This is a genomic window from Cryobacterium sp. MP_M3 (genome assembly GCF_015752155.1).
Taxonomy (GTDB): domain Bacteria; phylum Actinomycetota; class Actinomycetes; order Actinomycetales; family Microbacteriaceae; genus Cryobacterium.
In genome coordinates, this window is record NZ_JADOVI010000001.1 from 529,690 (window position 1) to 554,679 (window position 24,990).

Annotated in this window: 22 protein-coding genes; 14 read left to right on the forward strand and 8 right to left on the reverse strand. The window is 68.4% G+C overall.

The genetic code is table 11. The features are described 5' to 3' along the window. Positions 1 to 83 precede the first annotated feature (83 nt). From rarD to IWX89_RS02440, 3 genes are all read left to right on the forward strand, one after another. On the forward strand, positions 84 to 1,025 hold the full coding sequence (gene rarD, locus IWX89_RS02430; RefSeq protein ID WP_196901963.1) for an EamA family transporter RarD: 942 nt from the start codon (positions 84 to 86) through the stop codon (positions 1,023 to 1,025). Between the two features lie 38 nt (positions 1,026 to 1,063). Then, the gene (locus IWX89_RS02435; RefSeq protein ID WP_196901964.1) at positions 1,064 to 1,789 is read left to right on the forward strand and encodes an ABC transporter substrate-binding protein; all 726 of its coding nucleotides are present in this window, start codon (positions 1,064 to 1,066) and stop codon (positions 1,787 to 1,789) included. Between the two features lie 126 nt (positions 1,790 to 1,915). Then, on the forward strand, positions 1,916 to 3,211 hold the full coding sequence (locus IWX89_RS02440; RefSeq protein ID WP_196901965.1) for an ABC transporter substrate-binding protein: 1,296 nt from the start codon (positions 1,916 to 1,918) through the stop codon (positions 3,209 to 3,211). Between the two features lie 213 nt (positions 3,212 to 3,424). Here IWX89_RS02440 and IWX89_RS02445 read toward each other — a convergent pair whose 3' ends face one another. Genes IWX89_RS02445 through IWX89_RS02460 form a run of 4 tightly spaced genes read right to left on the reverse strand, consistent with a single transcriptional unit; the run spans position 3,425 to position 7,373 of the window. Then, on the reverse strand, positions 3,425 to 4,201 hold the full coding sequence (locus tag IWX89_RS02445; RefSeq protein ID WP_196901966.1) for an ABC transporter ATP-binding protein: 777 nt from the start codon (positions 4,199 to 4,201) through the stop codon (positions 3,425 to 3,427). Further along, positions 4,188 to 5,111, reverse strand: coding sequence for an ABC transporter ATP-binding protein (locus IWX89_RS02450; RefSeq protein ID WP_196901967.1), 924 nt, complete (start codon positions 5,109 to 5,111; stop codon positions 4,188 to 4,190). The genes IWX89_RS02445 and IWX89_RS02450 overlap by 14 nt, the downstream gene beginning before the upstream one ends. Then, on the reverse strand, positions 5,101 to 6,081 hold the full coding sequence (locus IWX89_RS02455) for a branched-chain amino acid ABC transporter permease (RefSeq protein ID WP_134508358.1): 981 nt from the start codon (positions 6,079 to 6,081) through the stop codon (positions 5,101 to 5,103). Before IWX89_RS02455 ends, IWX89_RS02450 begins: the two co-directional genes overlap by 11 nt. Positions 6,082 to 6,095: 14 nt before the next feature. Next, a complete protein-coding gene (locus IWX89_RS02460; RefSeq protein WP_196901968.1) occupies positions 6,096 to 7,373 on the reverse strand; it encodes a branched-chain amino acid ABC transporter permease in 1,278 nt (425 codons plus the stop codon). Positions 7,374 to 7,682: 309 nt separating this feature from the next. On the opposite strand from IWX89_RS02460, the gene guaB reads away from it, so the two are divergent. Further along, a complete protein-coding gene (gene guaB / locus IWX89_RS02465; protein WP_196901969.1) occupies positions 7,683 to 9,185 on the forward strand; it encodes an IMP dehydrogenase in 1,503 nt (500 codons plus the stop codon). A gap of 113 nt (positions 9,186 to 9,298) precedes the next feature. Here the strand turns inward: guaB and IWX89_RS02470 are convergent, their stop codons facing one another. Further along, entirely contained in the window at positions 9,299 to 10,441 is a 1,143-nt protein-coding gene (locus tag IWX89_RS02470) for a MalY/PatB family protein (RefSeq protein ID WP_196901970.1), read from the reverse strand. Between the two features lie 112 nt (positions 10,442 to 10,553). Between IWX89_RS02470 and IWX89_RS02475 the strand changes: the two genes are divergently transcribed. The 7 genes from IWX89_RS02475 to guaA all read left to right on the forward strand — a co-directional run bounded on the left by IWX89_RS02475 (position 10,554) and on the right by guaA (position 18,406). Further along, positions 10,554 to 11,672, forward strand: a complete 1,119-nt coding sequence (locus IWX89_RS02475) for a GuaB3 family IMP dehydrogenase-related protein (RefSeq protein ID WP_134508146.1) — start codon at positions 10,554 to 10,556, stop codon at positions 11,670 to 11,672. A 41-nt stretch (positions 11,673 to 11,713) separates the two neighbouring features. Continuing rightward, positions 11,714 to 13,444 (forward strand): glycerol-3-phosphate dehydrogenase/oxidase, encoded by a 1,731-nt coding sequence (locus IWX89_RS02480; protein WP_196901971.1) that lies wholly within the window; start codon positions 11,714 to 11,716, stop codon positions 13,442 to 13,444. A gap of 194 nt (positions 13,445 to 13,638) precedes the next feature. Then, on the forward strand, positions 13,639 to 14,166 hold the full coding sequence (locus tag IWX89_RS02485) for a cation:proton antiporter regulatory subunit (protein WP_134505768.1): 528 nt from the start codon (positions 13,639 to 13,641) through the stop codon (positions 14,164 to 14,166). A gap of 3 nt (positions 14,167 to 14,169) precedes the next feature. Then, positions 14,170 to 15,600, forward strand: a complete 1,431-nt coding sequence (locus IWX89_RS02490) for a cation:proton antiporter (protein ID WP_196901972.1) — start codon at positions 14,170 to 14,172, stop codon at positions 15,598 to 15,600. 5 nt (positions 15,601 to 15,605) lie between these two features. Next, complete coding sequence (locus tag IWX89_RS02495) at positions 15,606 to 16,367, forward strand: SURF1 family protein (RefSeq protein ID WP_231382834.1); 762 nt, start codon at positions 15,606 to 15,608, stop codon at positions 16,365 to 16,367. 9 nt (positions 16,368 to 16,376) lie between these two features. After that, complete coding sequence (locus IWX89_RS02500) at positions 16,377 to 16,820, forward strand: DUF3817 domain-containing protein (protein WP_196901974.1); 444 nt, start codon at positions 16,377 to 16,379, stop codon at positions 16,818 to 16,820. Further along, positions 16,817 to 18,406 (forward strand): glutamine-hydrolyzing GMP synthase, encoded by a 1,590-nt coding sequence (guaA, locus tag IWX89_RS02505; protein WP_196901975.1) that lies wholly within the window; start codon positions 16,817 to 16,819, stop codon positions 18,404 to 18,406. Before IWX89_RS02500 ends, guaA begins: the two co-directional genes overlap by 4 nt. A 38-nt stretch (positions 18,407 to 18,444) precedes the next feature. Here guaA and IWX89_RS02510 read toward each other — a convergent pair whose 3' ends face one another. After that, on the reverse strand, positions 18,445 to 19,674 hold the full coding sequence (locus IWX89_RS02510; protein ID WP_196901976.1) for an NAD(P)/FAD-dependent oxidoreductase: 1,230 nt from the start codon (positions 19,672 to 19,674) through the stop codon (positions 18,445 to 18,447). Positions 19,675 to 20,065: 391 nt separating this feature from the next. On the opposite strand from IWX89_RS02510, the gene IWX89_RS02515 reads away from it, so the two are divergent. Together IWX89_RS02515 and IWX89_RS02520 are read left to right on the forward strand one after the other, a co-directional pair. Beyond that, a complete protein-coding gene (locus IWX89_RS02515) occupies positions 20,066 to 21,865 on the forward strand; it encodes a polysaccharide deacetylase family protein (protein ID WP_231382756.1) in 1,800 nt (599 codons plus the stop codon). 127 nt (positions 21,866 to 21,992) lie between these two features. Further along, positions 21,993 to 22,430: a hypothetical protein gene (locus tag IWX89_RS02520; RefSeq protein WP_196901977.1), complete on the forward strand. Its 438-nt coding sequence runs from the start codon at positions 21,993 to 21,995 to the stop codon at positions 22,428 to 22,430. A gap of 66 nt (positions 22,431 to 22,496) precedes the next feature. On the opposite strand, the gene IWX89_RS02525 is transcribed toward IWX89_RS02520, so the two are convergent. Next, on the reverse strand, positions 22,497 to 23,306 hold the full coding sequence (locus IWX89_RS02525; RefSeq protein WP_196901978.1) for a Bax inhibitor-1/YccA family protein: 810 nt from the start codon (positions 23,304 to 23,306) through the stop codon (positions 22,497 to 22,499). Positions 23,307 to 23,374: 68 nt separating this feature from the next. Further along, complete coding sequence (locus IWX89_RS02530) at positions 23,375 to 23,905, reverse strand: hypothetical protein (protein WP_196901979.1); 531 nt, start codon at positions 23,903 to 23,905, stop codon at positions 23,375 to 23,377. Positions 23,906 to 23,943: 38 nt separating this feature from the next. On the opposite strand from IWX89_RS02530, the gene IWX89_RS02535 reads away from it, so the two are divergent. After that, positions 23,944 to 24,960 carry a glycerophosphodiester phosphodiesterase family protein gene (locus IWX89_RS02535; RefSeq protein WP_196901980.1) on the forward strand — a complete coding sequence of 339 codons (1,017 nt, stop codon included), beginning with the start codon at positions 23,944 to 23,946 and terminating at the stop codon, positions 24,958 to 24,960. Positions 24,961 to 24,990: the final 30 nt, after the last annotated feature.

A 24,990-nucleotide genomic window follows, 5' to 3' on the forward strand; every position in this document is an offset into this window, starting at 1 on the left:
GACGCACCACGCAGCAAGTCCCGGACGGCCATGGCCGTCCGGGATTTGTCGTTTCCGGGGCCGTCCCGGAGGATGGGCAGACCATGGACACCCACATCGCAGCAGGACGCCCGCAGCGGAGCGCGCACAGCACCGGGCTGATCTACGCGGTCCTCGCCTACGGACTCTGGGGGATGCTGCCGCTGTACTTCCTCCTGCTCGCCCCCACCGGAGCATTCGAGGTCGTCGCGTGGCGGGTGCTGTTCTCCCTCGTGTTCTGCGTTTTGCTGATCACGGTCACGAAGAAGTGGGGTCAGTTCCTTGCGGTCCTGCGCCGCCCGCGGATCGTCTGGACGATGGGCCTGGCCGGCATCCTGATCTTCGTCAACTGGCAGACCTACGTCTTCGGAACCCTGTCCGGCCATGTGGTCGAGGCCGCGCTCGGCTATTTCATCAACCCGATCGTGACCGTGCTGCTCGGCGTCGTGGTGCTGCACGAGAGGCTCCGGGCGCTGCAATGGATGGCCATGGGCATCAGCCTCGCCGCCGTGGTCGTGCTCACCGTCGGCTACGGCTCACTGCCCTGGATCTCCCTTGTGCTCGCGTTCTCATTCGGCTTCTACGGGCTGATCAAGAAACGCGTCGGCCACAGCGTCGACGCCCTGGCCGGGCTCACCCTGGAAACCATCTGGCTCGCCCCGATCGCGATCGTGCAATTGATCGTCGTCGGTGCCGTCTCCGGACTCACCTTCGGCGCCATCTCGCCGTGGCACACGGTCGGTCTCCTCACCACCGGCGTCGTCACGGCCGTGCCGCTGCTCTTCTTCGCCGCCGCGGCCCGGCGTCTCCCGCTCACCTACCTGGGGCTGATCCAGTTCATCGCGCCCATCCTGCAATTCCTGGTCGGGGTGTTCATCCTGCACGAACCGATGCCGCCGGAACGCTGGGTCGGTTTCGGCCTGGTCTGGGTGGCGCTGGTCATCCTGACCACGGACATGGTCGTCAGCGGGCGCGCACCGCGGCGAGCGTCCCTCGAGCCGGCCTGACCCGCGTTACGCTCGGGGCATTCGTGAAAGGAATCCGGATGCCCCGCCGCTGCATTGCCGCATCGCTCATGTTCGCCGGGCTGCTCCTGGTCGCCGTCACGGGCTGCGCGCCGACGACCGTGGCCGCCCCGGCCACGGCGCCGCCCGGCGTCGCGCCGCGGGTGGCGGCATCCGGTGACGGGACGCTGCTGCTGGGCTCACTCTTCCCGATGACGGGGTATGCCGCCGCCTCCGGGGCAGCCCAGGTCGCCGGCGCCGAGCTGGCTGCCCGGGAGATCTCCGAACAGGGCCTCGTGCTCGGCCACCCCGTCGTGATCGTGCACCGGGACTCCGTCCGCGACGCGCCGGGAGCGGTGGCCGATCTTCTGGCCCGCGGCGTCGACGCCGTGCTCTGGGACGCGACCAGCCCGGTGCCGCCGGAGGTCGCATCCGCCCTTGCCGCCGTCCGGGTCGCGCTGGTCCCCCTCGCCGAATTCGCGAACGGGGGCACCCCGCTCGCCGCCGGCGATGAGTTCGCGGCGCGCCTGGGCACCATGGACCCCGGGATGGAGGAAACGGCCGGCGGAGGCGAGGCCTACGACGGCGTGATCCTCACGGCGCTGGCAGCGGTGCAGGCCGGCGACGACGGCGGGCCGTCGATCGCAGCGGCCCTCGACCGGGTGAGTTCGGGCCCTACGGTCTGCGGCTCCTGGGGAGAATGTGCGGCTGCGCTGGCCGAGACGCAACAGATCGCCTATGAGGGTGTCACCGGCCGCCGATCGTAACGATTTGGGTCGCGTTACACGGATGTAACCCGGTTGTCTTGTTTCGCGCGATTCCTGTCAATAATGTGACAGCACGGCGGTCAATCGATCGCCGTGACCTTTCACTTCCTATTCCCAAGGAGCAACATGAGCGTATTCGCGAAGGCCTCGGCCTCCCGCTCAGTCCGGGCAGTCATCACCGGCGTCGCCATGGTCGGCGTCAGCGCACTTCTGCTCACCGGATGCAGCAGCAATTCCGCTGCCCCGACTGCATCGGAGACGCCCGCTGCGAGTGGAGACGCGAAGGCCATCAAGGCCGGCGACCGCAACCTCACCCTCAAGATCGGCACGATCCTTCCCCAGAGTGGCGCTCTCGCCTTCCTCGGCCCGCCCGAAGAAGCCGGTGTCGCACTCGCCGTCAAGGACATCAACGACGCGAAGCTCGGGCTCACCATCGATCCCGTCTACCGCGACTCGGGTGACACCACGACCGACACCGCCACCGTGTCGGTGACCGACCTCCTGTCCCAGGACGTCTCGGCCATCATTGGCGCCGCCTCGTCGGGCGTCTCCAAGACCGTGATCGACCAGATCACCGGCGCCGGCGTCGTGCAGTTCTCCCCGGCCAACACCTCGGCGGACTTCACGAAGTACGACGACAAGGGCCTGTACTGGCGCACCGCGCCGTCCGACCTGCTCCAGGGCGAGGTGCTCGGCAACCAGATCGCCGAGGACGGGAACAGCACCCTTGGGCTGATCGTGCTCAACGACTCCTACGGCACCGGCCTGGCCGACTCCACGACGAAGGCGTTCGAAGCCGCCGGTGGCAAGGTCGTCGCCAAGTCGCTGTTCAACGAGGGCGACTCCAACTTCGCCGCCCAGATCTCCGAGGTGACCGCCGCCAAGCCGGATGCGATCGCCCTGATCACGTTCGACCAGGCCAAGGTCATCACGCCCGCGCTCGTCGGCTCCGGTTACCCGGGCGGCAAGCTCTACTTCGTCGACGGCAACCTGTCCGACTACAGCAAGGACTTCGCGCCCGGTCTCATCACCGGCGCGAAGGGCACGCTGCCCGGACTCGACGTCGGAACGCTGGGTGACTTCACCACGCGCCTGAAGGAGATCGACCCGACCCTGACCGACTTCAGCTACGCGGCCGAGTCCTACGACGCCGTCGTGCTGATCGCGCTCGCCGCCTACGCTGCGAACGACGTCAAGGGCACGTCCATCGCCGACTACCTCCGCCAGGTCTCGGGCGGCACGGGCGACGGCACCAAGGTCACCGACTTCAAGACGGCCGCCAAGGCCCTCGCGAAGGGTGAGCAGGTCAACTACGACGGCTTCTCCGGCCCGGTCACGTTCGATGAGAACGGCGACCCGACCGAGGCGACCATCGGCGTCTACGAGTACAAGGCTGACAACACGTACAAGCGCATCAACTAGTCACTGAAGCGAACGACAGTGGGGCCCCGACTTCGGTCGGGGCCCCACTGTCGTTCCGCATCCGTTCCTCTCGTTGCCGGTCGTCCACGACCATCCGTCCGTTCGCCGATCCGCCATCACGCTCGCGAGTGGGGGCGCCGGGCACACAGAGAAGCGGCGCCCGAGGATGTCCTCCGGCGCCGCTTCTGTGCCCGGCTGACGGGCTCTGAGAGGCTAGTCGTCCTGGCCGAGGGTGCCCAGGTACAGGCCGATCACCTTGGGGTCGTTCAGCAGCTCACGGCCGGTTCCCGTGTACGCGTCCCGGCCCTGGTCCAGCACGTAGCCGCGGTCGCAGATCTGCAGGCAGCGGCGCGCATTCTGTTCGACCATGATGGTGGTCACGCCGGCCTTGTTGATCTCCTTGACCCGCAGGAACGCCTCGTCCTGGCGCACCGGGGACAGCCCGGCGCTCGGCTCGTCGAGCAGCAGCACGTGCGGGCCCATCATCAGCGCCCGCGACATGGCGACCATCTGCCGTTCACCGCCCGACAGTGATCCGGCCCGCTGCTGCAGGCGCTTCTTCAGCTCGGGGAAGATCTCGGTGACGAACTCGAGGCGCTCAGCGAGGCCCTTCGGCTTCTGGAACATGCCCATCTCCAGGTTCTCCTGGATGGTGAGCGTGGGGAAGACGTTGTTCGTCTGCGGGACGAAGCCGACCCCCTTGGAGACCAGCTTGTTCGCCTTGAGGTTGGTGATGTTCTCCCCGCGGAGCAGGATCTCGCCCTCGCGCACCTTCACCTGGCCGAAGATCGACTTGAGCAGCGTCGACTTGCCGGCGCCGTTCGGGCCGATGATGCCGATCAGCTCGCCGTCGTAGGCGGTCAGCGAGCAGGCGTTGAGGATGTTCACCCCGGGCAGGTAGCCGGCGGTGACCGTCTTCACGTCGACGACGGGCACGCCCGTCTGCGCGGGTGAGGGCGCCGGGACTGTGGTCGGGCTAGAGTTCGTCATCGAGCAGCTCCTTGATCGCTACGACGTGTTCCTTCTCGGCGGAGGGATCCGCGCCGAGGTCTTCATCGTGGTGCTGGCCCAGGTAGGCGTCGATCACAGCGGGGTTGCGCATGACCTCGTGCGGGTCGCCTTCGGCGACCACCTTGCCCTCGGCCATCACGATGACCCAGTCGGCGATGTGGCGCACCATGTGCATATCGTGTTCGACGAAGAGCACGCTCATGCCCTGGGTCTTCAGGTTGAGGATGTGGTCGAGCAGCGACTGGGTCAGCGCCGGGTTCACCCCGGCCATCGGTTCGTCGAGCATGACCAGGGTCGGCTCGCTCATCAGGGCGCGGGCCATTTCGAGGAGCTTGCGCTGCCCGCCGGACAGGCTGGCGGCGTAGTCGTCCTTCTTGGTGTCCAGCTTGAACCGGGTGAGGATGTCGATGGCCCTGGCCTTGTTGTCCTCCTCCTGTTTGCGCCAGAAGAACGGGAGCATCGCCCGGAACAGGTTCTCGCCGGACTGGCCCTTCGCGCCGAGGAGCATGTTGTCCATCACGGTGAGCAGGCCGAGCGCCTTGGTGAGCTGGAACGTGCGCACCTGGCCCATCCGGGCCACCTTGAACGCCGGCATCCCGGACAGGGACCGGCCCTCGAAGGTCCACGACCCGGTGTCGGGCTTGTCGAAGCCGGTCAACAGGTTGAACAGCGTGGTCTTGCCGGCGCCGTTCGGCCCGATCAGGGCGGTGATGGCGCCGCGGGGGATCTCCACGTGGTCGACGTCGACGGCCTTGAGTCCGCCGAAGGTGCGGCTCACGCCGTCCGCGACCAGGATCGGGTCGCGCTTCTTGCACCCGGGTGCGGCCTCGCCGATGTGCAGGTCGATCGACTTGACCGGCTTGCTGCTGGGAACTGGGTTACTTGACAAAGGCCAACTCCTTCTTGTTTCCGAAGATGCCCTGCGGTCTGAAGATGACTATGAGCATGATCGCGACACCCACGAGGATGAAGCGCAACTGTCCGGCCTGGATGCTGGTCATGAACGGCAGCCAGCCTGCCTCGACGGCACGGGCGATGAAACCCGAGAAGAACGAGAGCAGCACCCAGAAGATCATCGAGCCGATCACCGGGCCGAGGATCGTGGCCGCGCCTCCGAGCAGGAGGATCGCGTAGATGAAGAACGTGAGCGACGTCTGGTAGTTCGACGGCACCACCGCGCGGGGGAGTACGAAGATCATCCCGGCGATCGTGCCGAACACTCCACCGAGCACGAGGGACTGCATCTTGTAGGAGTAGACGTTCTTGCCCAGGGCGCGCACGGCATCCTCGTCTTCACGGATGCCCTTGATCACCCGGCCCCACGGGCTGCGCATGATCTGCCAGGTGAACAGGCAGGCCAGCACCACGATCGTCCAGGCCACGATGCGCAGCCACCAGTCGTAGGCGTTGTACTCGAACGGGCCGAAGCCGTAGCTGCCCTCGGGGATCGGGTTCAGCGCCGCGAAGCCGCCCTTGTACCCGCTCAGGCCGTTCGCCGAACCGGTCAGCGGCTCGAACGTGTTGGTCGTGAACAGCAGCCGCACGATCTCGGCGGCGGCGATCGTGACGATCGCGAGATAGTCCGCGCGCAGGCGCAGGGTCGGGATGCCCAGGACCAGGGCGAAGACCACGGATGCCCCGATCCCCACCAGCACGGCGCCCCAGACGGGGAAGCCGAAGCTGAGGATGGAGATGGCGTACCCGTAGGCGCCGAGGGCCATGAAGCCGGCCTGGCCGAAATTGAGCAGGCCGGTGTAGCCGAAGTGGACCGCCAGCCCCAGCGCCGCAAGGGCGTAGGCGGCGGTGGTCGGGCTGATCAGCTCGACGGCCGCGTTGCTAAAGATTGCTCCCCAGTCGATCATCGGATGCCCTTCTAGCCAATTCTTTCTTTGCGACCCAGGATGCCTTGCGGCCGAAGCAGCAGCACCAGGATCAGCACAACGAGTGCACCGACGTATTTGAGGTCGGAGGGAAGCCACAGCGTCGACAGTTCGACGAAGAGGCCGACGATCATCGAGCCGACCAGGGCGCCGAAGGCCGTGCCCAGGCCGCCGAGGGTGGTGGCGGCGAAGACGAGCAGCAGGATCTGGAAGCCCATGTCCCAGCTGACGCCGGGGCGGAAGTAGGCCCAGAGGATGCCGCTGAGGCCGGCCAGCGCGCCGCCGACGACCCAGACGATGCGGATGACGCCGTCCACGTCGATCCCGCTCGCGGAGGCGAGGCTGGGGTTGTCCGACACGGCCCGGGTGGCCTTGCCGATGCGGGTGCGCAACAGGAAGTAGGACACTGCCAGCAGCACCACGATGCTGATGCCCATGCTGCCCAGGTCGATCAGGGACAGCCGGACCGGGCCGAACTGAAGGTCGGCCAGGCCGGAACCGGGCAGCTGGCTGGTGCCGCCACCGACGAAGAACTGGAAGACGTAGCGCAGCGCGAGCGACAGGCCGATGCTGACGATCATCAGCGGGATCAGGCCCACTCCCTTGCGGCGCAGCGGCTTCCAGATCACTGCGTCGAGAGTCCAGCCGAGGCCGGCGCTGAGCACGAGCGCGATGATGATGGCGAGCCAGACCGGCAGGCCCAGCGTGACCGAGAAGGCCAGGGTCATCAGGGCACCGAAGGTGATCATCTCGGCGTGGGCGAAGTTGCTCAGCCCGGTGGTGCCGAAGATCAGGGACAGGCCGATGGCCGCCAGGGCGAGCAGGAGCCCGAAGTTGAGGCCGTTCACGAACCGGTTGAGGAACTGGTCGAAGAAGCTGACCGTGACCCGGGTGCCTTCGCCGAGGAAGAAGTTCACCGACTTCACCTTGGTGAGCCCGAACTCGGCCTTGATGACGCTCCCGCCCTTGGCGACGATGACGCCCTTGGGCAGGGTCTTCTCGTCGAGGCTGACCGTGTAGGTGGCCTTCTCAGGGACGCCGACCTTCCACTTGCCGTCGACGCCGGTCTTGACCTCGGCCTCGTAGCCGGAGCCCTTGACCGTGATCAGCACGCCGTCGAGCGGCTTCTGATTGAACTGGACGTTCCCGGCCAGCACGTAGTCGTACTGGTCGGTGCCGACCTCGTCCGCGTGCGCCGGGCTTGCCGACAGTGTGGAGAATGTGGACATCGTCAGGGCTGCGAAGAGCAGGCCGAGGAAGATCACCAGCATCCTGGGTGAGTATCTGCGAACAGCTTCAGTGGAATTCACTGCACCTCCATGGCGGCATGCTGGGTCTGTCTCCGAGCCTGCCCCGGGTCTCACCTGCCAACATCATTGTCGACAGTACGTGCCGATTATGTCTCATATGTTTCGGCAATGTTCCCCCTGACGACGATTTCGCTCAGCGGGTTCGGCGAGTCGCGCTGTTTAATCCCACCGGAATGCGCGGGGGTCAATCTCGCTTAACATTGATGAACCGGTCGCATCCCTGGGATTCCCGGACTTCTTCCATTCTTCAGCTCACGCAAAAGGGGTTTCATGGATCAGCCAGATCCGTTCGGTTTCACCGGGCTCACCTACGACGACGTGCTCCTCCTTCCGGGGCACACGGACGTCATTCCCAGTGAAGCCGAGACTATGTCTCGGTTGACGCGGCGGATCAGCGTGGCCACACCGCTGCTGTCCAGCGCCATGGACACCGTCACCGAGACCCGGATGGCGATCGCGATGGCCCGCGAAGGCGGCCTCGGCGTGCTGCACCGCAACCTCTCGATCTCGGACCAGGCCGAGCAGGTCGACCTGGTCAAACGCAGCGAATCCGGCATGATTACCAATCCGGTAACAACTTCGCCCGACGCCACCGTTGCGGAGGTCGACGCGCTCTGCGGCCAGTACCGGATCAGCGGCCTCCCGGTGATCGACTCGGACGGCGTGCTCGTCGGAATCATCACCAACCGCGACATGCGCTTCGTCTCCGGCACGAAGAAGCACACGACCCGCGTGCGCGAGGTCATGACGACGGCGCCCCTGATCACCGGCAAGGTCGGGATGGCGCCGATGGACGCCGTCGCCATCTTCGCCACCCACAAGATCGAGAAGCTTCCGCTGGTCGACGAAGCGGGCCGGCTCACCGGTCTGATCACCGTCAAGGACTTCGACAAGAGCGAGGAATACCCCTTCGCGACCAAGGATGACGCCGGACGCCTGCGCGTGGGCGCGGCGATCGGCTTCTTCGGCGACGCCTGGCAGCGCGCCACCGCGCTGCTCGAGGCCGGGGTCGACGTGCTCGTGGTCGACACCGCCAACGGCGACAGCGCCGGGGTGCTGGACATCATCCGTCGTCTGAAGACCGACCCGGCCTTCGCTGACGTCGACGTGATCGGCGGCAACGTGGCGACCCGTTCCGGCGCCCAGGCCCTGGTCGACGCCGGCGCGGACGCCATCAAGGTGGGCGTGGGCCCCGGCTCGATCTGCACCACCCGCATCGTCGCCGGCGTGGGGGTGCCGCAGATCACCGCCGTGTACCAGGCATCGCTCGCGGCCCGGGAGGCCGGTATCCCCGTGATCGCCGACGGCGGCCTGCAGTACTCGGGCGACATCGCCAAGGCGCTCGTGGCCGGGGCGGACACCGTCATGCTCGGCTCCCTGCTCGCCGGCTGCGACGAAAGCCCCGGCGAACTCGTCTTCGTCAACGGCAAGCAGTTCAAGACCTACCGTGGCATGGGGTCACTCGGCGCATTGCAGAGCCGCGGCACGAAGACGTCGTACTCGAAGGACCGTTACTTCCAGTCGGATGTCCCGTCCGACGACAAGCTCATCCCCGAGGGCATCGAGGGCCAGGTTCCGTATCGCGGACCGGTGTCCGCGGTGGCGTACCAGCTGATCGGAGGGCTGCGCCAGTCGATGTTCTACGTGGGCGCGCGCACGATCGACGAGCTCAAGCAGAAGGGCAAGTTCGTGCGGATCACGGCTGCCGGACTCAAGGAGTCGCACCCGCACGACGTGCAGATCGTGGTCGAGGCACCCAACTACCGGCGCTGATCGACCGGCGACGGTGATCGGGCCGTCCGGTGATCGGGCCGTCCGTTGATCGAGCTTGTCGAGATCCCCGGTCTCGACAGGCTCGACCACCGCGGCTCGACCACCGCGGCGGGTCAGATCGCGGCGGCGAGGCGCGAGATCGCCTCGGAGAGCACCTCCGGCGAGCAGGCGAAGTTGAGGCGGGCGAAGCCCTGGCCGGGAGTCCCGAACATCGGGCCGGGGCTGAGCGCCACCTTCGCCCGCTCCAGGGCTGCGGCCGACGGGTCGTCGCCCCAGCCGAGGCTGCGAAGGTCGAGCCAGGCCAGGAAGCCCGCGTCGGGCGGCGAGTAGGGCACGCCGGGAAGCTGTGCGTCGAGCAGGTCGCCGAGCAGGCCGCGATTGGCGTCCAGCGCGGCGAGCACCCCGTCGAGCCAGGGCTGCCCGTGCCGGTATGCCGCGACCCCGGCGATCAGGCCGAACTGGCTCGTGCGCCACGACACCTCCTGCGGCAGGGCGGTGACGACCCGGCGCATCCGCTCTGACGCGGTGACGATGAGAGCGCATTTGAGCCCGGCGAGGTTCCAGGCCTTGCTCGCGGAGGTGAGGCACACGCCGTGCTCCGCCGCCTCCGGCGACACCGTCAGGTAGGGCGTGAACACGGCGCCGGCCCGCGTGAGCGGCGCGTGCACCTCGTCGCTGACCACGGTCACGCCGTGGCGGGCGGCCAGTTCGGCCAGGGCGATGAGGTCCTCGATCCCGTGCGGATGCCCGATCGGGTTGTGCGGGTTGCAGAGCAGGATGAAGCGGGTGCCGCCCAGGAAGACCCGCTCGAGCGCGTCGAGGTCGAGCGTCCAGCCGGTCTGACCGTGCAGGAGCGGCACCGGCTCCACCCGCCCGCCCGCCTCGGCGACCAGGTCGAAGAACGGCGGGTAGACCGGGGGAGTGATCACGACCCGGTCGCCCGGGAGGATCAGTCCGCGGAGGGTCTCGACGATGGCGACACTGACATCCGTGGTGCTGGCCACCTGGTCAGGGTCGACCCGCCAGCCCCACCGGTTTCCCGCGAATCCGGCGAACGCCTCGCCGAGATCGTTGGCCGGGGCGGCGTAGCCGGTGTCGCTGCGGCGCACGGCGTCGTGCAGGGCCTCCGCGATCGGCTCGGCGAGCGGGTAGTCCATCTCGGCGATGAACAGCGGCAGGACGTCGCCCGGGTAGTTGCGCCATTTCATGCTCGTGCGTTCGCGCAACAGGGTCAGTGGTTCGGCGGTCACGTCCATTCCCTCAGGATGCACCTTCCGACCGGCGCCGTCGAGGGTGCCCGCCGCCCTGCCATCCGTCCCTCCCGGTGCCAGGTGGGCGGTGTCGGCGGGCGGCACCTAAACTGGGACCATGGAAATCGAGATCGGCCGCTCCAAGCGCGCTCGCCGCGTATATGCCTTCGACGACATCGCGATTGTGCCCAGCCGGCGCACTCGCGACCCGGAGGATGTCTCGATCAACTGGACGATCGACGCGTACCAGTTCTCCATCCCGTTCCTCGCTGCGCCGATGGACTCCGTGGTGTCGCCGACGACGGCCATCATGATGGGCCAGCTCGGCGGAGTCGGCGTGCTCGACCTCGAGGGTCTGTGGACCCGCTACGACGACCCCGAACCGCTTCTCGCGGAGATCCGCGACCTGCCTGCCGACCGGGCGACCGCACGGATGCAGGAGATGTACGCCGAGCCGATCAAGCCCGCCCTCGTCACCGAGCGCCTCGCCCAGATCCGCGCGGCCGGCGTCACCGTGGCCGGTGCCCTGTCTCCGCAGCGCACCCAGGAGCTCTATGAAACCGTCGTCGCCGCCGGCGTCGACCTGTTCGTCATTCGCGGCACCACGGTGTCCGCCGAGCACGTCTCCCAGAACCAGGAGCCGCTCAACCTCAAGAAGTTCATCTACGAGCTCGACGTGCCCGTCATCGTCGGCGGCGCGGCCACGTACACCGCGGCCCTCCACCTGATGCGCACCGGCGCGGCAGGCGTGCTCGTCGGCTTCGGCGGCGGCGCCGCCTCCACGACCCGGGCCTCGCTCGGAATCCACGCGCCCATGGCCACCGCCGTGGCCGACGTCGCCGGCGCCCGCCGCGACTACATGGACGAGTCCGGCGGCCGCTACGTGCACGTCATCGCCGACGGCGGCCTGAACACCTCCGGCGACATCGTCAAGGCCATCGCCTGCGGCGCCGACGCGGTCATGCTCGGCACAGCGCTGGCCCGGGCGACGGATGCCCCCGGCGGCGGCTTCCACTGGGGCCCCGAGGTTCACCACTCGAAGCTGCCCCGCGGCAAGCGGGTCGAGGTGGGTGCCCTGGCCCCGCTGGAGACCATCCTCTACGGTCCGACCCCGATCGCCGACGGCACGGCCAACCTCGTCGGAGCCCTGCGCCGTTCGATGGCGACCACCGGGTATTCGGACCTCAAGGAATTCCAGCGCGTCGAAGTGGTTGTCGCGCCGTACCGAACGAACTAGCGTCAAGGTAAGCACCACACCATCAGGATGGGAGTGAGCACATGGCCACAGGTAACTCGGTGTCACGGTCCACGAAACTGGGTCCTGACGAACGCGCGGCCGCGCTCGCGCGGCTGAAGGGCAAGGAGCTCGACATCCTGGTGGTCGGCGGGGGAATCGTCGGCGCGGGCTGCGCCCTGGACGCGGTCACTCGCGGGCTGAGCGTCGGCATCCTCGAGGCGCGGGACTGGGCCTCCGGAACCTCGAGCCGGTCGTCCAAACTCGTGCATGGCGGCATCCGTTACCTGGAACAGCTCGACTTCCGGCTGGTGCGCGAGGCCCTCACCGAGCGAGGGCTCCTGCTGCAGCGCATCGCGCCGCACCTGGTGAAGCCGGTGCGGTTCCTCTACCCGCTCAAGAAGCGCATCACCGAGCGATTCTACGTGGGCGCCGGCATGCTGCTCTACGACATTTTCTCCTACACCGGCGGGCGCCCGCCCGGCGTGCCGCACCACCGTCACCTGTCGAAGCGCCAGGTCAAGGGGCTGCTGCCCAGCCTCAACACCGATGCCATCGTGGGTGGCATCACCTACTACGACGCCCAGGTCGACGACGCCCTCTACGTGGCGTCGCTCGTGCGCACTGCCTCGTTCTACGGCGCCCACGCGGCCAGCCGGGTGCGGGTCGAAGGCTTCATCAAGGTCGGCGAACGGGTGGTCGGAGTGCACGCGCACGACCTGCAGACCGGCGAACGCTTCGAGGTGCGCGCCAAGCAGGTCGTCAACGCGACCGGGGTGTGGACGGACGACACCCAGCGCATGGTCGGCGAACGCGGCACGTTCAAGGTGCGCGCGTCGAAGGGGATCCACCTCGTCGTGCCGCGGGACCGGTTCCAGTCGGCGATGGGGCTGCTGCTGCGCACCGAGAAGAGCGTGCTCTTCGTCATCCCGTGGGGCCGGCACTGGCTGATCGGCACCACCGACACCGACTGGCACCTGGACAAGGCGCACCCGGCGGCCACGGCCGCCGACATCGACTACCTGCTCGAACACGTCAACGCCGTCGTGCGGGTGCCGCTCACCCGGGAAGACGTCGAGGGCGTCTACGCCGGCCTCCGCCCTCTCCTGGCCGGGGAATCCGAGAGTACCTCGAAGCTCTCGCGAGAGCACCTCGTCGGCCACTCCGTGCCCGGCCTGGTCGTGATCGCGGGCGGCAAGTGGACCACCTACCGCGTGATGGCGAAGGATGCGATCGATGCGGCCGTCGATGCCCTCGACGGCCGGATCCCGGCTTCGACCACCGACGAGATCCCGCTGCTCGGCGCGGAAGGGTACCGGGCCGCGTGGAACAAGCGCGGCCGGATCGCCAAGGCGTTCGGGCTGCACACGGTGCGGATCGAGCACCTGCTCAACCGGTACGGCACCCTCACCGACGAACTGCTCGACCTGATCAAGGCGACACCGGAACTCGCCGATCCGCTGCCCGGGGCCGACGACTACATCAAGGCCGAGGTCGTCTATGCCGCCAGCCACATGGGCGCGCTGCACCTCGAGGATGTGCTCGCCCGGCGCACCCGGATCTCGATCGAGGCCTGGGACCGCGGCGTCTCGGCGGCGCCGGTCGCAGCCCGGCTGATGGCCGAGGTGCTCGGCTGGGACACCGACCGGGAGGAACGCGAGGTGGCGTACTACCTCAAGCGGGTCGCCGCCGAGCGTGCGTCGCAGCTCGAGCCCGACGACGAGTCCGCCGACCGCGCCCGGCTCGAGGCGCCGGACATCGTCGCGACCAAGTAGCGGGAGGCGGCCGGCCGGCAGAGAAGTGATGCCGGAGCGGACAACTGTCGCCGGTGTGCGGGCAACACTCGTCCGCCCCGGCAACAGTTGCCGGGCGGGGGCGCGAGCCGGGCGCGGAGGGCGGCATCCGGTGGGCGCACAATTCGGCTCCGGTACACTGGGCGGACAGCCCACAAGCCTCAGGAGTCCTCACCATGGTTGACGTTCGTCGGGTCAAGCTCCCAGGAGTCGGTGTGCTGCACACCTTCATCACGGATGACGGTGGCAAGGTCGGCGTCATCGCCCACCGTTCAGGCCACAGCGACCTGATCACCTTCGCCGACGACGAGGGCGGGCCCGACGCGGCCAAGGTGTCCCTGCGGCTCAACGAGGACGAGGCGCACACCCTCGCCGAACTCCTCGGCGGCACCCAGATCACCGAGTCGCTCACCGCACTCGACCAGATCCCCGGCCTCAGCATCGACTGGTTCACGGTCGACTACGAGGACCACATCGCCGGCCAGACCCTCGGCAACCCGGCCGATCGCGGCATCGCCGGCCTCACGGTCGTCGCCGTCGTGCGCGGGGAGTCCGCCAACCCGGCGCCCGCCCACGACTTCCGGGTCTTCCCAGGGGACACGCTCGTCGTCGCCGGCTCTCCCGAGAAGGTCGCGAAGGCATTCGCGTTCTTCCGCACCGGCGAAGTGAAGGCCAAGACCGTCGACGCACCGCCCGGGGGCTAGCCGATGAACCTCGGCGAAGACCTCATCACTCTTGGCATCCTGCTCGTCGTCGCCTACATCCTGGGGCGCGCCGGAAAGCTGATCGGGCTCCCGTCGATCCCGATCTACATGATCGTCGGCCTGCTCGCCAGCCCGAACAGCGGCTGGTTCCCGCTGAACTTCCACTCAGCGGACATCGAGCTGATCGCCATCTTCGGGCTGATCCTGCTCCTGTTCAGCCTCGGCCTCGAATTCGACCAGGAGGCGTTCTTCGGCGACGCCGGGAAACTGCTCATCTCCGGCGGTTCCTACGTGCTGATCAACATGGGTCTCGGCTTCGCGTTCGGCCTGATGGTCGGCTGGGGAACCAGGGAGGCCCTCGTGATCGCCGGGATGACCGGCACCTCCTCGAGCGCGATCATCACCAAACTCCTGATCGAACTGCGCCGCCTGGCCAACAAGGAAACCCCGATGATCCTCGGCGTGACCGTCGTCGGCGACATCTTCATCGCGGTTTACCTCGCGATCGTCTCCGTCGTGCTCAGCGGCAAGACCGAGATCTGGCCGATCGTGCTGCAGCTGAGCATCGCGTTCCTATTCCTCGTGGTCATGTTCTCCGTCGCCCGCTGGGGTGGCCGGGTCGTCTCCCGCCTGATGCGCACCAAGGACGACGAACTCTTCACCATCCTCTTCTTCGGCCTGGCCGTGCTGTTCGCCGGGGTGGGCGAGATCATCGGGGTGACGGATGCGATCGGCGCGTTCCTGATCGGGGTCGTGCTCGGCGCCAGCACCTACCGCGGCCGGATCGAGCGCGTCGCCGTGCCCCTCCGCGACGTCTTCGGCGCCTTCTTCTTCCTCAACTTCGGCCTCGCACTCAACGTCGCCGAGTTCGGCTCGGTCATCACGATCGTGCTGCTGGCCGTGGCGATGACATTCGTGCTCAGCGTGGTCTCCGGCATGTTGATGGCCAGGCTGCATGGGATGGGCCCCAGGGAAGGCCTGAACACCGCCGCGATCTTCGTCAACCGCGGCGAGTTCACCCTGATCCTGGCGACGCTGTCGGTGAGCGCGGGCCTCGACCAGCGGCTGCAGCCGTTCGCCGGTCTCTACGTGCTCACCATGGCGATCCTCGGCCCGCTGTTCACCGCGAACTCGGAGAAGATCGGCGCGGCCGTCGGCCGTCGCCTGCGCCGGGCCAAGCCGGCCGCCCGGCCCCCGCGCAACCCGATGCTCGACGAGGAGATCGCCCTGGTCGAGGCGGTCACGCGAGACAGTGGCAAGCCCACCGACGCGGACACCGAGCACGCCGTGAAACGGATGACCGAACGCGCCGGCGCGGAGAAGGCATCCGGCGGCGGCGACTCGATGGCCGACTTCGTGGCCGAGCGCTTCACCACCGAGGCCGGCCCCGCAGCGAAACCGCCCAGGGACACCGGCACAGGAGACTACTCGTGATCAGAATGATGCTCCGGCCGCGCTGGATCCTCGCCCTGCTGCTCGCCCTCGCGGTGGCGGCGGCCTTCGCCCTCCTCGGCCGGTGGCAGCTGGAACGCGCCGTCGCCTCCGGCCAGGTCGTCGAGCGCAGCACGGAGACCGTGCGCCCGCTCGACCAGACCGTGGATGCTGACGGGCCGCCCCGCGAGGCGGCGACCGGGCAGATGGTGACGGTGGACGGTTCCTTCGTGCCGGGTGACGAACAGCTGATCAGCGACCGGCTCAACGCGGGCGCCAGCGGGTTCTGGGTGGTCAGCCGGTTCGTCACGACGGATGCCGCGAACATCCCGGTCGCCCGCGGCTGGACCGCGGACCGGGCCGCGGCCGACAAGGTGATCGAGTCGCTGGCCGGCCTTCCCGCCGGGCAGTCGCTCACCCTCACCGGCCGTTTCGTCCCCTCCGAGGCCCCGGCCGTCCCGGCCGACGGGCGGGACCCGCACACCCAGACGACGGTGTCGACCGCTGCGCTGATCAACCTGTGGACCGGCTTCACCGACCAGTCCGTCTACGCGGGCTACATCGTGGACTCCACCAGCCCGACCGGCCTGCTCGTGATCGACTCGCCTGAGCCGGGATCCGACGCATCGCTGAACTGGCTCAACATCTTCTACGCCCTCGAATGGGCGGTCTTCGCCGGCTTCGCCGTGTTCCTCTGGTACCGCCTCGTGCGAGACGCCTGGGAGCGTGAGGAGGAGCAGGCCGCCATCGACGCCGCGGAGGCCCGATAGAATTGGCGCATGCCACTTGAACCCAAGCCCGCCGACATCCCCAGCATCCCCGGTGCGCTCCGGCTCTACCAGGTCTCGTCGATCATCACCGGTGTCTTCCTCCTGCTGCTCTGTGTCGAAGTCATCCTGAAATTCGTCTTCCAGTACGAGCTCGAACTAGGCGGACCGAACGGGCTCCTCGCCCTGGTGCCGCGGGAGACGGTGACCGCGTTCAACCTGAGCACCGCGATCCTGATCGTGCACGGCTGGTTCTACGTGCTGTACCTGTTCGCCGACTTCCGGCTGTGGAGCCTGATGCGCTGGTCGTTCCCGCGCTTCCTGCTGATCGCGCTCGGTGGCATCATCCCCACCCTGTCGTTCTTCCTCGAGGTGCGCATCGCGCGCGAGGTGAAGGCGTTCCTGGCCGCCCGTGGCGCCGACCTGTCGGCCGCGACCGCGGAGGCTCGTTCATGAGCGCCGTCGCCGCCCAGACCGGCGCCCGCCCTGTGCTCGTGGTCGACTTCGGCGCGCAGTACGCGCAGCTGATCGCCCGGCGCGTGCGCGAGGCATCCGTCTACTCCGAGATCGTCGCGCACACGATCACCGCGGCCGAGGTCCGGGCGAAGAACCCGCTCGGCATCGTGCTCAGCGGCGGACCGTCCAGCGTCTACGCCGACGGTGCCCCCAGCTTCGACCCCGCCATCTTCGACCTCGGTATCCCCGTGCTGGGCATCTGCTACGGCTTCCAGGTGATGGCAACCGCCCTCGGCGGCACCGTCGCCCACACCGGCGCCCGCGAATACGGCTCCACCCCGGTCGCCGTCTCAGACGGCGCCAACGTGCTCCTTGCCGGCCAGCCGGCTGCGCAGACCGTGTGGATGAGCCACGGCGACTCGGTGGCCGAGGCCCCCGCGGGGTTCAGCGTGCTCGCCTCCACCGTGTCGACCCCGGTTGCCGCGTTCGCGAACGACGAACGCCGGCTGTACGGAGTGCAGTGGCACCCCGAGGTCAAGCACTCCGAGTTCGGCCAGAACGTGCTCGAGAACTTCCTGCACCGCGCCGCCGGAATCCCCGCCGACTGGAACAGCGGCAACGTCATCGCCGAGCAGGTGGCCCGCATCCGCGCCCAGGTCGGCACTGGCAAGGTCATCTGCGGGCTCTCCGGCGGAGTGGACTCGGCCGTGGCCGCGGCCCTCGTGCACAAGGCCATCGGCGACCAGCTCGTCTGCGTGTTCGTCGACCACGGCCTGCTCCGCCAGGACGAGCGCCGCCAGGTCGAAGAAGACTATGTGAAAGCCACCGGCGTGCGCCTGGTGACCGTGGACGTGCGAGAGCAGTTCCTCACCGCCCTCGAGGGCGTGAGCGACCCGGAGACCAAGCGCAAGATCATCGGCCGCGAGTTCATCCGCACCTTCGAGCAGGCCCAGGCCGAGCTGATCAAGGAGGCCGCCGCAATCGACGGCGACCCCATCCGCTTCCTCGTGCAGGGAACCCTCTACCCCGACGTCGTCGAGTCTGGCGGCGGCAGCGGCACCGCCAACATCAAGAGCCACCACAACGTGGGCGGCCTGCCCGACGACCTCCAGTTCGAACTGATCGAACCGCTCCGCACCCTGTTCAAGGACGAGGTGCGCGCGATCGGCGCCGAGCTGGGGCTGCCGGCCGAGATCGTGCAACGCCAGCCGTTCCCCGGACCCGGCCTCGGCATCCGCATCGTCGGCTCGATCACCCAGGACCGGCTCGACCTGCTCCGCCACGCGGACGCGATCGTGCGCGCCGAACTGACGGCCGCCGGCCTCGACCGCGAGATCTGGCAGTGCCCGGTCGTGCTGCTCGCCGACGTGCGCTCGGTGGGCGTGCAGGGCGACGGCCGCACCTACGGCCACCCGATCGTGCTGCGCCCGGTGTCGTCCGAGGATGCGATGACCGCCGACTGGACCCGCCTGCCCTACGACCTGCTCGCGAAGATCTCCAACCGGATCACCAACGAGGTCGACGGTGTCAACCGGGTCGTGCTCGACGTCACGTCGAAGCCGCCGGGGACCATCGAGTGGGAGTAGGGCCCTCCGCTCGGGAACGAGCGGGCCGGGGCTAGACGCTAGACGGCCTCGAGGGGAACCGATCCGTCGGCCAGGCGGCTCGGTTCGACCGGGGCGCCGCGGCGGATGAGGGCCTGCACGGCCTCATTCACGTCCCACACGTTCACGTTCATCCCGGCGACCACCGTGCCTCCGGCCAGCCAGAACGCGATGAACTCGCGGCTGCCGCGGTCGCCGCGGAAGACCAGGTCCGCCCCGCGGGTCAGCGGCCCGAATCCCGAGTACTCCATCCCAAGGTCGAACTGGTCGGTGTAGAAGTACGGGATCGCGTCGAACGACACGGACTGCCCGAGCATGGCGCGCGCCGCCGCCGGCCCGCCGTGCAGGGCGTTCGCCCAGTGTTCGCTGCGCAGCCGCATCCTTGCGATCGGGTGGTAGGCGTTGGCGACGTCACCGGCCGCGTAGATGTCAGGGTGGCTCGTCTGCAGGCTCTCGTTCACCACGATCCCGTTGTCGACCTGCAGCCCGGCGTCCTCGGCAAGGCCCACGTTCGGGACGGCGCCGACGCCGACCAGGACCAGGTCCGCCGGCACCACCTCGCCACCCTGCAGGACCACGCCGGTCAGCCGGCCGTCGGCACCGGCGATGCTGTCGACGACGACGGAGGTGCGCAGGGTGACGCCGTGCTCGCGGTGAAGGTCGGCGAACATCTGCCCGAGCTCGTCGCCGAGCGCGTTCGCGAGCGGGATCGGGTCGCGCTCGAGGATGACGACGTCGTTGCCGAGCGTGCGCGCGGTCGCGGCGACCTCCATGCCGATCCAGCCTGAGCCGATCAGGACGAGCCGCTTGCCTCCGCCGGCCAGCAGCCCGCGGAGGGTCTCCGAGTCGTCGAGGGTGCGGAGGTAATGCACCCCGGCGAGGTCGGCACCGGCAATCGAGAGCCGGCGCGGGGACGAGCCGGTGGCCAGCAGCAGCCGGTCCCAGGGGAGCGTCTGGCCGCCGTCGAGGGTGAGGCTGTGCTCCCTGGGGTCGAACCCGACCACTCGGGTGGACGGCCGGAATTCGACCTGGTTGGCGGCGTACCAGTCGTCCGCTTCGACGAAGACCGTGCCGCGCTCGGCCTTGCCGGCGAGGAACTCCTTGGACAACGGGGGACGGATGTACGGATGGTGGGCTTCGGCCCCGAGCAGCCGGATGCTGCCGGTGAAGCCCTCTTCGCGGAGCGCCCTGGCGGCCGATGCCCCGGCCAGCGATGCGCCGACGATGACGAAATCCTGTTCCTTCGACACGGAGGTGCCTCCTCGTTCGCTGCTGTCCTGGTGCTCTCATGGTGGAGTCTGCCCCCGATGCCCGGGCTGGTCGACCCCGGCGGGCACGGAGGGCGGCATCCGCCCCGCCGGAGATCTCGCGACTCCCGGCGCCGGCCGCCGCGAGTCGAAAGGTAAGTCCGCGGGAATGGCTCTGTGTTCGCGTCTTGACAGGGGGCGCTACCGAGGTGGTTAATGATTTCTTGAGTTCCTGTCGGTTCTCTGCGGAACGCGACCCGAAGCGTCCCGCAGACGGCAGCCCAGAACGGGGTCATTTGTGATGGAAACCCAGCTGAATTCCGGCCGCGTTGCCCCGCAGCCGGCATCGTCCCGCCGGTCGAACTCCGGGAGGTGGCTGGCGTGGATCACCACGATGGCCGTTGTGGTGGCCCTCGCCGGCGTCGCCGACGGCATTGCCGCGGCCCCGGCGCGGGCGGCCGTTCCCGCCGTGGTGACGCTGACCTTCGACGACGCCAACGCCGACCAGCTGACCGCCGCCGCGACCATGAAGGCCAACGGCCTGCACGGCACGTTCTACACTCCCTCCGGCTACGTCAACCAGCCCGGCTACCTGACCGTCGCGAACCTGCAGGGGCTGGTCGCCGACGGCAACGAGATCGCCGGGCACACGGTCACCCACCCCGACCTCGCGACGCTGCCGACCGACGAGGCCACCCGGCAGATCTGCAACGACAGGGTCAACCTGACCAACTGGGGATTCCGAGTCACGAACTTCGCCTACCCGTTCGCCTCGTTGCTCCCGGCGACCAAGACCATCGTCAGCAACTGCGGCTACAACAGCGCCAGGGGGCTCGGCGACATCCAGACCCGCTTCGGCTGCGCCGGCTGCGCCCTGAGTGAGGCGATTCCGCCCGCAGACCCGTTCGAGCTCAAGGCGCCGGACGAGGTCGACAACACCTGGACCCTTGCCGACCTGCAGAAGACCGTGACCCAGGCCGAAACAGCCGGCGGCTGGATCGTCCTCACTTTCCACCACATCGGGCCTGCCGGCGCGGACCCGCTCACCGTCTCGCCGACGCTGTTCAGCCAATTCGCCGCCTGGCTCAAGGCGCGCCCGGCCACGACGACGGTCAAGACCGTCGACCAGGTCATCGGCGGCACGGTCAAGCCGGCCGTCTCGGGACCGGTCGTCGCGCCCAAGCCCGCCGGCAGCAACCTGATCACCAACCCGAGCGTGGAAACGCTGACCGCCGGGGTGCCCCAGTGCTGGCAGAAGGGATCGTACGGCACCAACACGCCGACCTTCAGCACCGTGACGCCCGGCCACACCGGCACCCGGGCGACTCAGCTGCGGGTGACCGGCTACGTCAACGGCGACGCCAAATGGTTGCCGGCGCTCGACCTGGGCGGATGCTCACCGCCCGCCACGCCCGGCCACGCTTACGCGCTCGGCGCCTGGTACAAGTCCACCGTCCCGACCCAGATCGAGGTCTACTACCGCACCGGACTGGGCTCGTGGACCTACTGGACCGCCAGCCCGTTCTTCGCCGGCTCCACGACCTACCAGAAGGCATCCTGGACCACCCCGGCGTTGCCCGACGGAGCCAGCGCGATCAGCTTCGGACTGAACCTGGTCAGCAACGGCACCCTCACCGCTGACGATTATGAGATGTTCGACGCGGCCACAGTGACGCCGCCGCCGCCCCCGGCCGCCGGAACCAACCTCGTGCAGAACGCCGGCCTCGAGACCGCCGGCACCGGCACGGCACCGCAGTGCTGGCAGCCGGCGGGCTACGGCACGAACACCGCCGCCTTCAGCACGGTAGCCACCGCGCACACCGGGACGAAGGCCGAGAGGCTGGTCGTCTCGGCCTACGCGAGCGGCGATGCGAAGCTGCTGCAGACCCTGGACAGCGGCGGGTGCGCGCCGCCCGCAATCGCCGGCCACACCTACTCGATGCGGGCCTGGTACACCTCGACGGCCGTGACCCAGTTCACGGCGTACTACCGCAACGCCGCGGGCACCTGGGTCTACTGGACCTCCGGCCCCTGGCTGGCCGCGGCCGCCGCGTACACCCAGGCCAGTCTCACGACCCCGGTGCTGCCGGCGGGCGCCACGGCGATCAGCTTCGGGCTCAACCTGTTCAGCAACGGAACGCTCGTCACCGACGACTACGCCCTGTACGACACGGTCGGGGCGCCGGCGCTCTGACGGGGTGAGCGCGCCCGGCCTTCCCGCCCCAACCAAGGAGATAATCTGGGATGAGGCTGGGCGGCCGTGACCGCGCTCGACACGGGCGCCCAGGACCGATTTCCACGACCGAAGGCAGGGTGCATTGGTGACGACCGAAATGCCGGAATCGACCGGCGCACGACGGATGTCCGCGACCTGGGGACCGCGAATCGGCGAAGGGTTCTGCCGGCTGTACTACCCGGTCTGGCTCTTCCTTGTGCGATCCGCGATCGCCCTACCCGTGGCGCTGTTGCTGATGGCGATCGCCATTCCCGCGCTGGCCGGGTCGAGCGTCAACTCGCTCCTGATCGTCGCCCTGGTGGTGGTGGCCCCCGCGTTGATCGCCCTGGTCGTGGCCGTTCACCGGGTCAATATTCTCGGGCGTCGCGTCGCCGCCGATCTGAATCAGGCCGGGTATCCCAGCGACGGCCTCGCTCCGCTCCGGACCACGAACCAATTCGACAAATGGCGGGTCACGCACAATATCCCCACCGAGGCGATCATCGGCGTCGGGAACCGGCGGTACGGCCAGGGTGGGAACTGACAGGACCTGACCCGGGAATGCGGAAAGGGCCGCCCCTGAGGGGCGGCCCTTCCGCATTCGTGTCCGCTAGTTGCGGGCGATGGCGAACAGGCGCAGCAGCTCGACGTAGAGCCAGACGACGGTGACCATGATGCCGAAGGCACCCGACCAGCCGAACTTGCGGGGCGCCCGGTTGTTGACGCCGCGCTGGATGAAGTCGAAGTCGAGCACCAGCGAGTACGCGGCCATCAGCACGGCGAGGACGCCGATGACGAGGCCGAGCTTGATGCCGAAGATCTCGACGCTGCCGCTGAGGCCGAAAGGGCTGTCGATCGCGCCGAACGCGACCAGGCCGAAGTTGACCAGGGAGAACACCATGTAGCCGACCATCGCGACCAGGAAGACCTTGGTGGCCTTCTTCGAGGCGCGCACCTTGCCGTTGGCGAACAGCGCGAGCGTCACGCCGACGACGACGAGCGTGGCAAGCACGGCCTGCACGACGACGCCGGGATAGATCAGCTCGAAGATCTGCGAGATCCCGCCGACGAAGAGCCCCTCGGCTGCCGCGTAGGTGAGGATCAGGGCCGGTGACGGCTGCTTCCTGAAGGTGTTCACCAGGCCGAGCACGAGGCCGACGATCATGCCGAGGAACGGCAGGAACGGCATCGTCGGCGTCAACAGCCAGGAGGCGGCGGCCGCAGTGAGCAGCAGCGCGAAGCTGAGGACCGTCTTGGCGATGGTGTCTTCGTAGCTCATCCGGTCGGTGTCCTGCGACCCGGCGGATGGGGCGTTGAACATGCCCTGGAGGTCACTGTCGGAGAGCACCTTGCCCGCTGCAACGGCGCCAGGAGCGCCGAAGGCGGCGTTTCGGGAGAATGCGGGGTTGGAGGATGCCATGGTTTTCGTAACTCACAATCGACTGAGGTTGCGGCCAGCGCCGAACGGCGCTGGTGACTGGGGAAAGTCTATTCAGATCTGCTGGGTATCCGCCGAGTTGTTTCTGCGACCTGACCGGCCTCGACGTCCAGCCGGTCGGCGATCCACCAGGCCAGCCACGCCGATGCGATCACGGTGGCCGTGCCGAACAGGTCGCCGACCCAGTTCTGCGCGTAACCGTGCAGGAACGCCTTGATGAGGAAGCTCACGCCGATCGGCAACAGCAGCACCAGGTAGCTCGGCAGCGGCCGGTGTCGCACGAGCAGCCAGCCTGCCAGGAGCACGGCGAAGGCGCCGGCGAAATCGGGCCCGCCGAGCAGGGTGAGGCCGGCCAGAAGGCACGGCAGCACCACGACCAGGCGGCGCCAGAGCGCCCCCGGCATCACCAGCCAGCCGAGCAGGTGAAGCGAAGGCCCGATCAGGAGGAAGAACATGCTGTAGGTGCTGGTGAAAACCGTCGCGGCGACGCCGAGCATGATCAGGCCCAGGCCCGTGAGGGAGCGGGCGCGCGCGTTTCCCCACGCGGTCGGCCGCGTGACAGGGGTGATCCAGGGTGTCATCGCCTCGAGTCTGGCAGTTGCGCGCGTACTCTGGGCACATGCACCCCATTGTGATCGGCCACCGCGGGGCGAGCGGGTACCGGCCGGAACACACCCGTGCCGCCTATGAGCTGGCGGTCGCCCTCGGGGCGGATGCCGTCGAACCCGACATCGTGGCCACCCGCGACGGCGTGCTGATCGTGCGCCACGAGAACGAGATCTCCGGCACCACCGACGTCGTCGACCATCCGGAGTTCGCGGGACGCCGCACGACCAAGGTGATCGACGGCATCCGTCTCGCCGGCTGGTTCACCGAGGACTTCACCTGGGCGGAACTGCGCACCCTCCGCGCCAGGGAGCGACTGCCCGAGCTGCGCAAGTCCAGTGCCACCTTCGACGACCGGTTCCCCCTGCTGCGGCTGCGGGACGTCTTCAAACTCATCGATCGCGTCGCCGGCCGGGCCAGGCGCCCGATCGGCGTCGTCGCCGAGATCAAGCACGCCTCGTATTTCGAGTCGATCGGCCTGCCCCTCGACGAACTGTTCGCGGCCGAGGTCAACACGGCGGGCTGGAACGCCGGGGACGGCCGGCTCACCCTTGAAAGCTTCGAACAGAGCCTGCTCGACAAGGTGTACGCCCGCGGCATCTACGGCAAGCGGATCTTCCTCCTCGAGGCGCGTGGCAAACCGTTCGACGAGGTCGCACTCCACGGGCCGAAGGCGCCGCACTACGCCGATTTCCTGTCCGAGCAGGGACTCTATGCGCTGAGCGGTAAGGTCGACGGCATCAGCGTGCCCAAATCGCTCATCCTCGAGACGGATGCCGACGGCCACGTCTCCGGGGCATCCGACCTGGTCGACGCCGCCCACGCCGCCGGCCTGGAGATCTACTGCTGGACCCTCCGCCCCGAGAACCGGTTCCTCGCCAAAACCTTCCGGCGCGGGCGGTTCAGGGCCGACTTCGGCGACTGGCGGAGTGAGTTCCGCACCATCATGGGAACCGGAATCGACGGGGTCTTCGCCGACCACCCCGACCTCGCGGTCACCGTGCGGGACGAGCTCGCCGCCGAGGAGTGACCGCCCCGCACCCGGCCCGGCCGGGTGTCA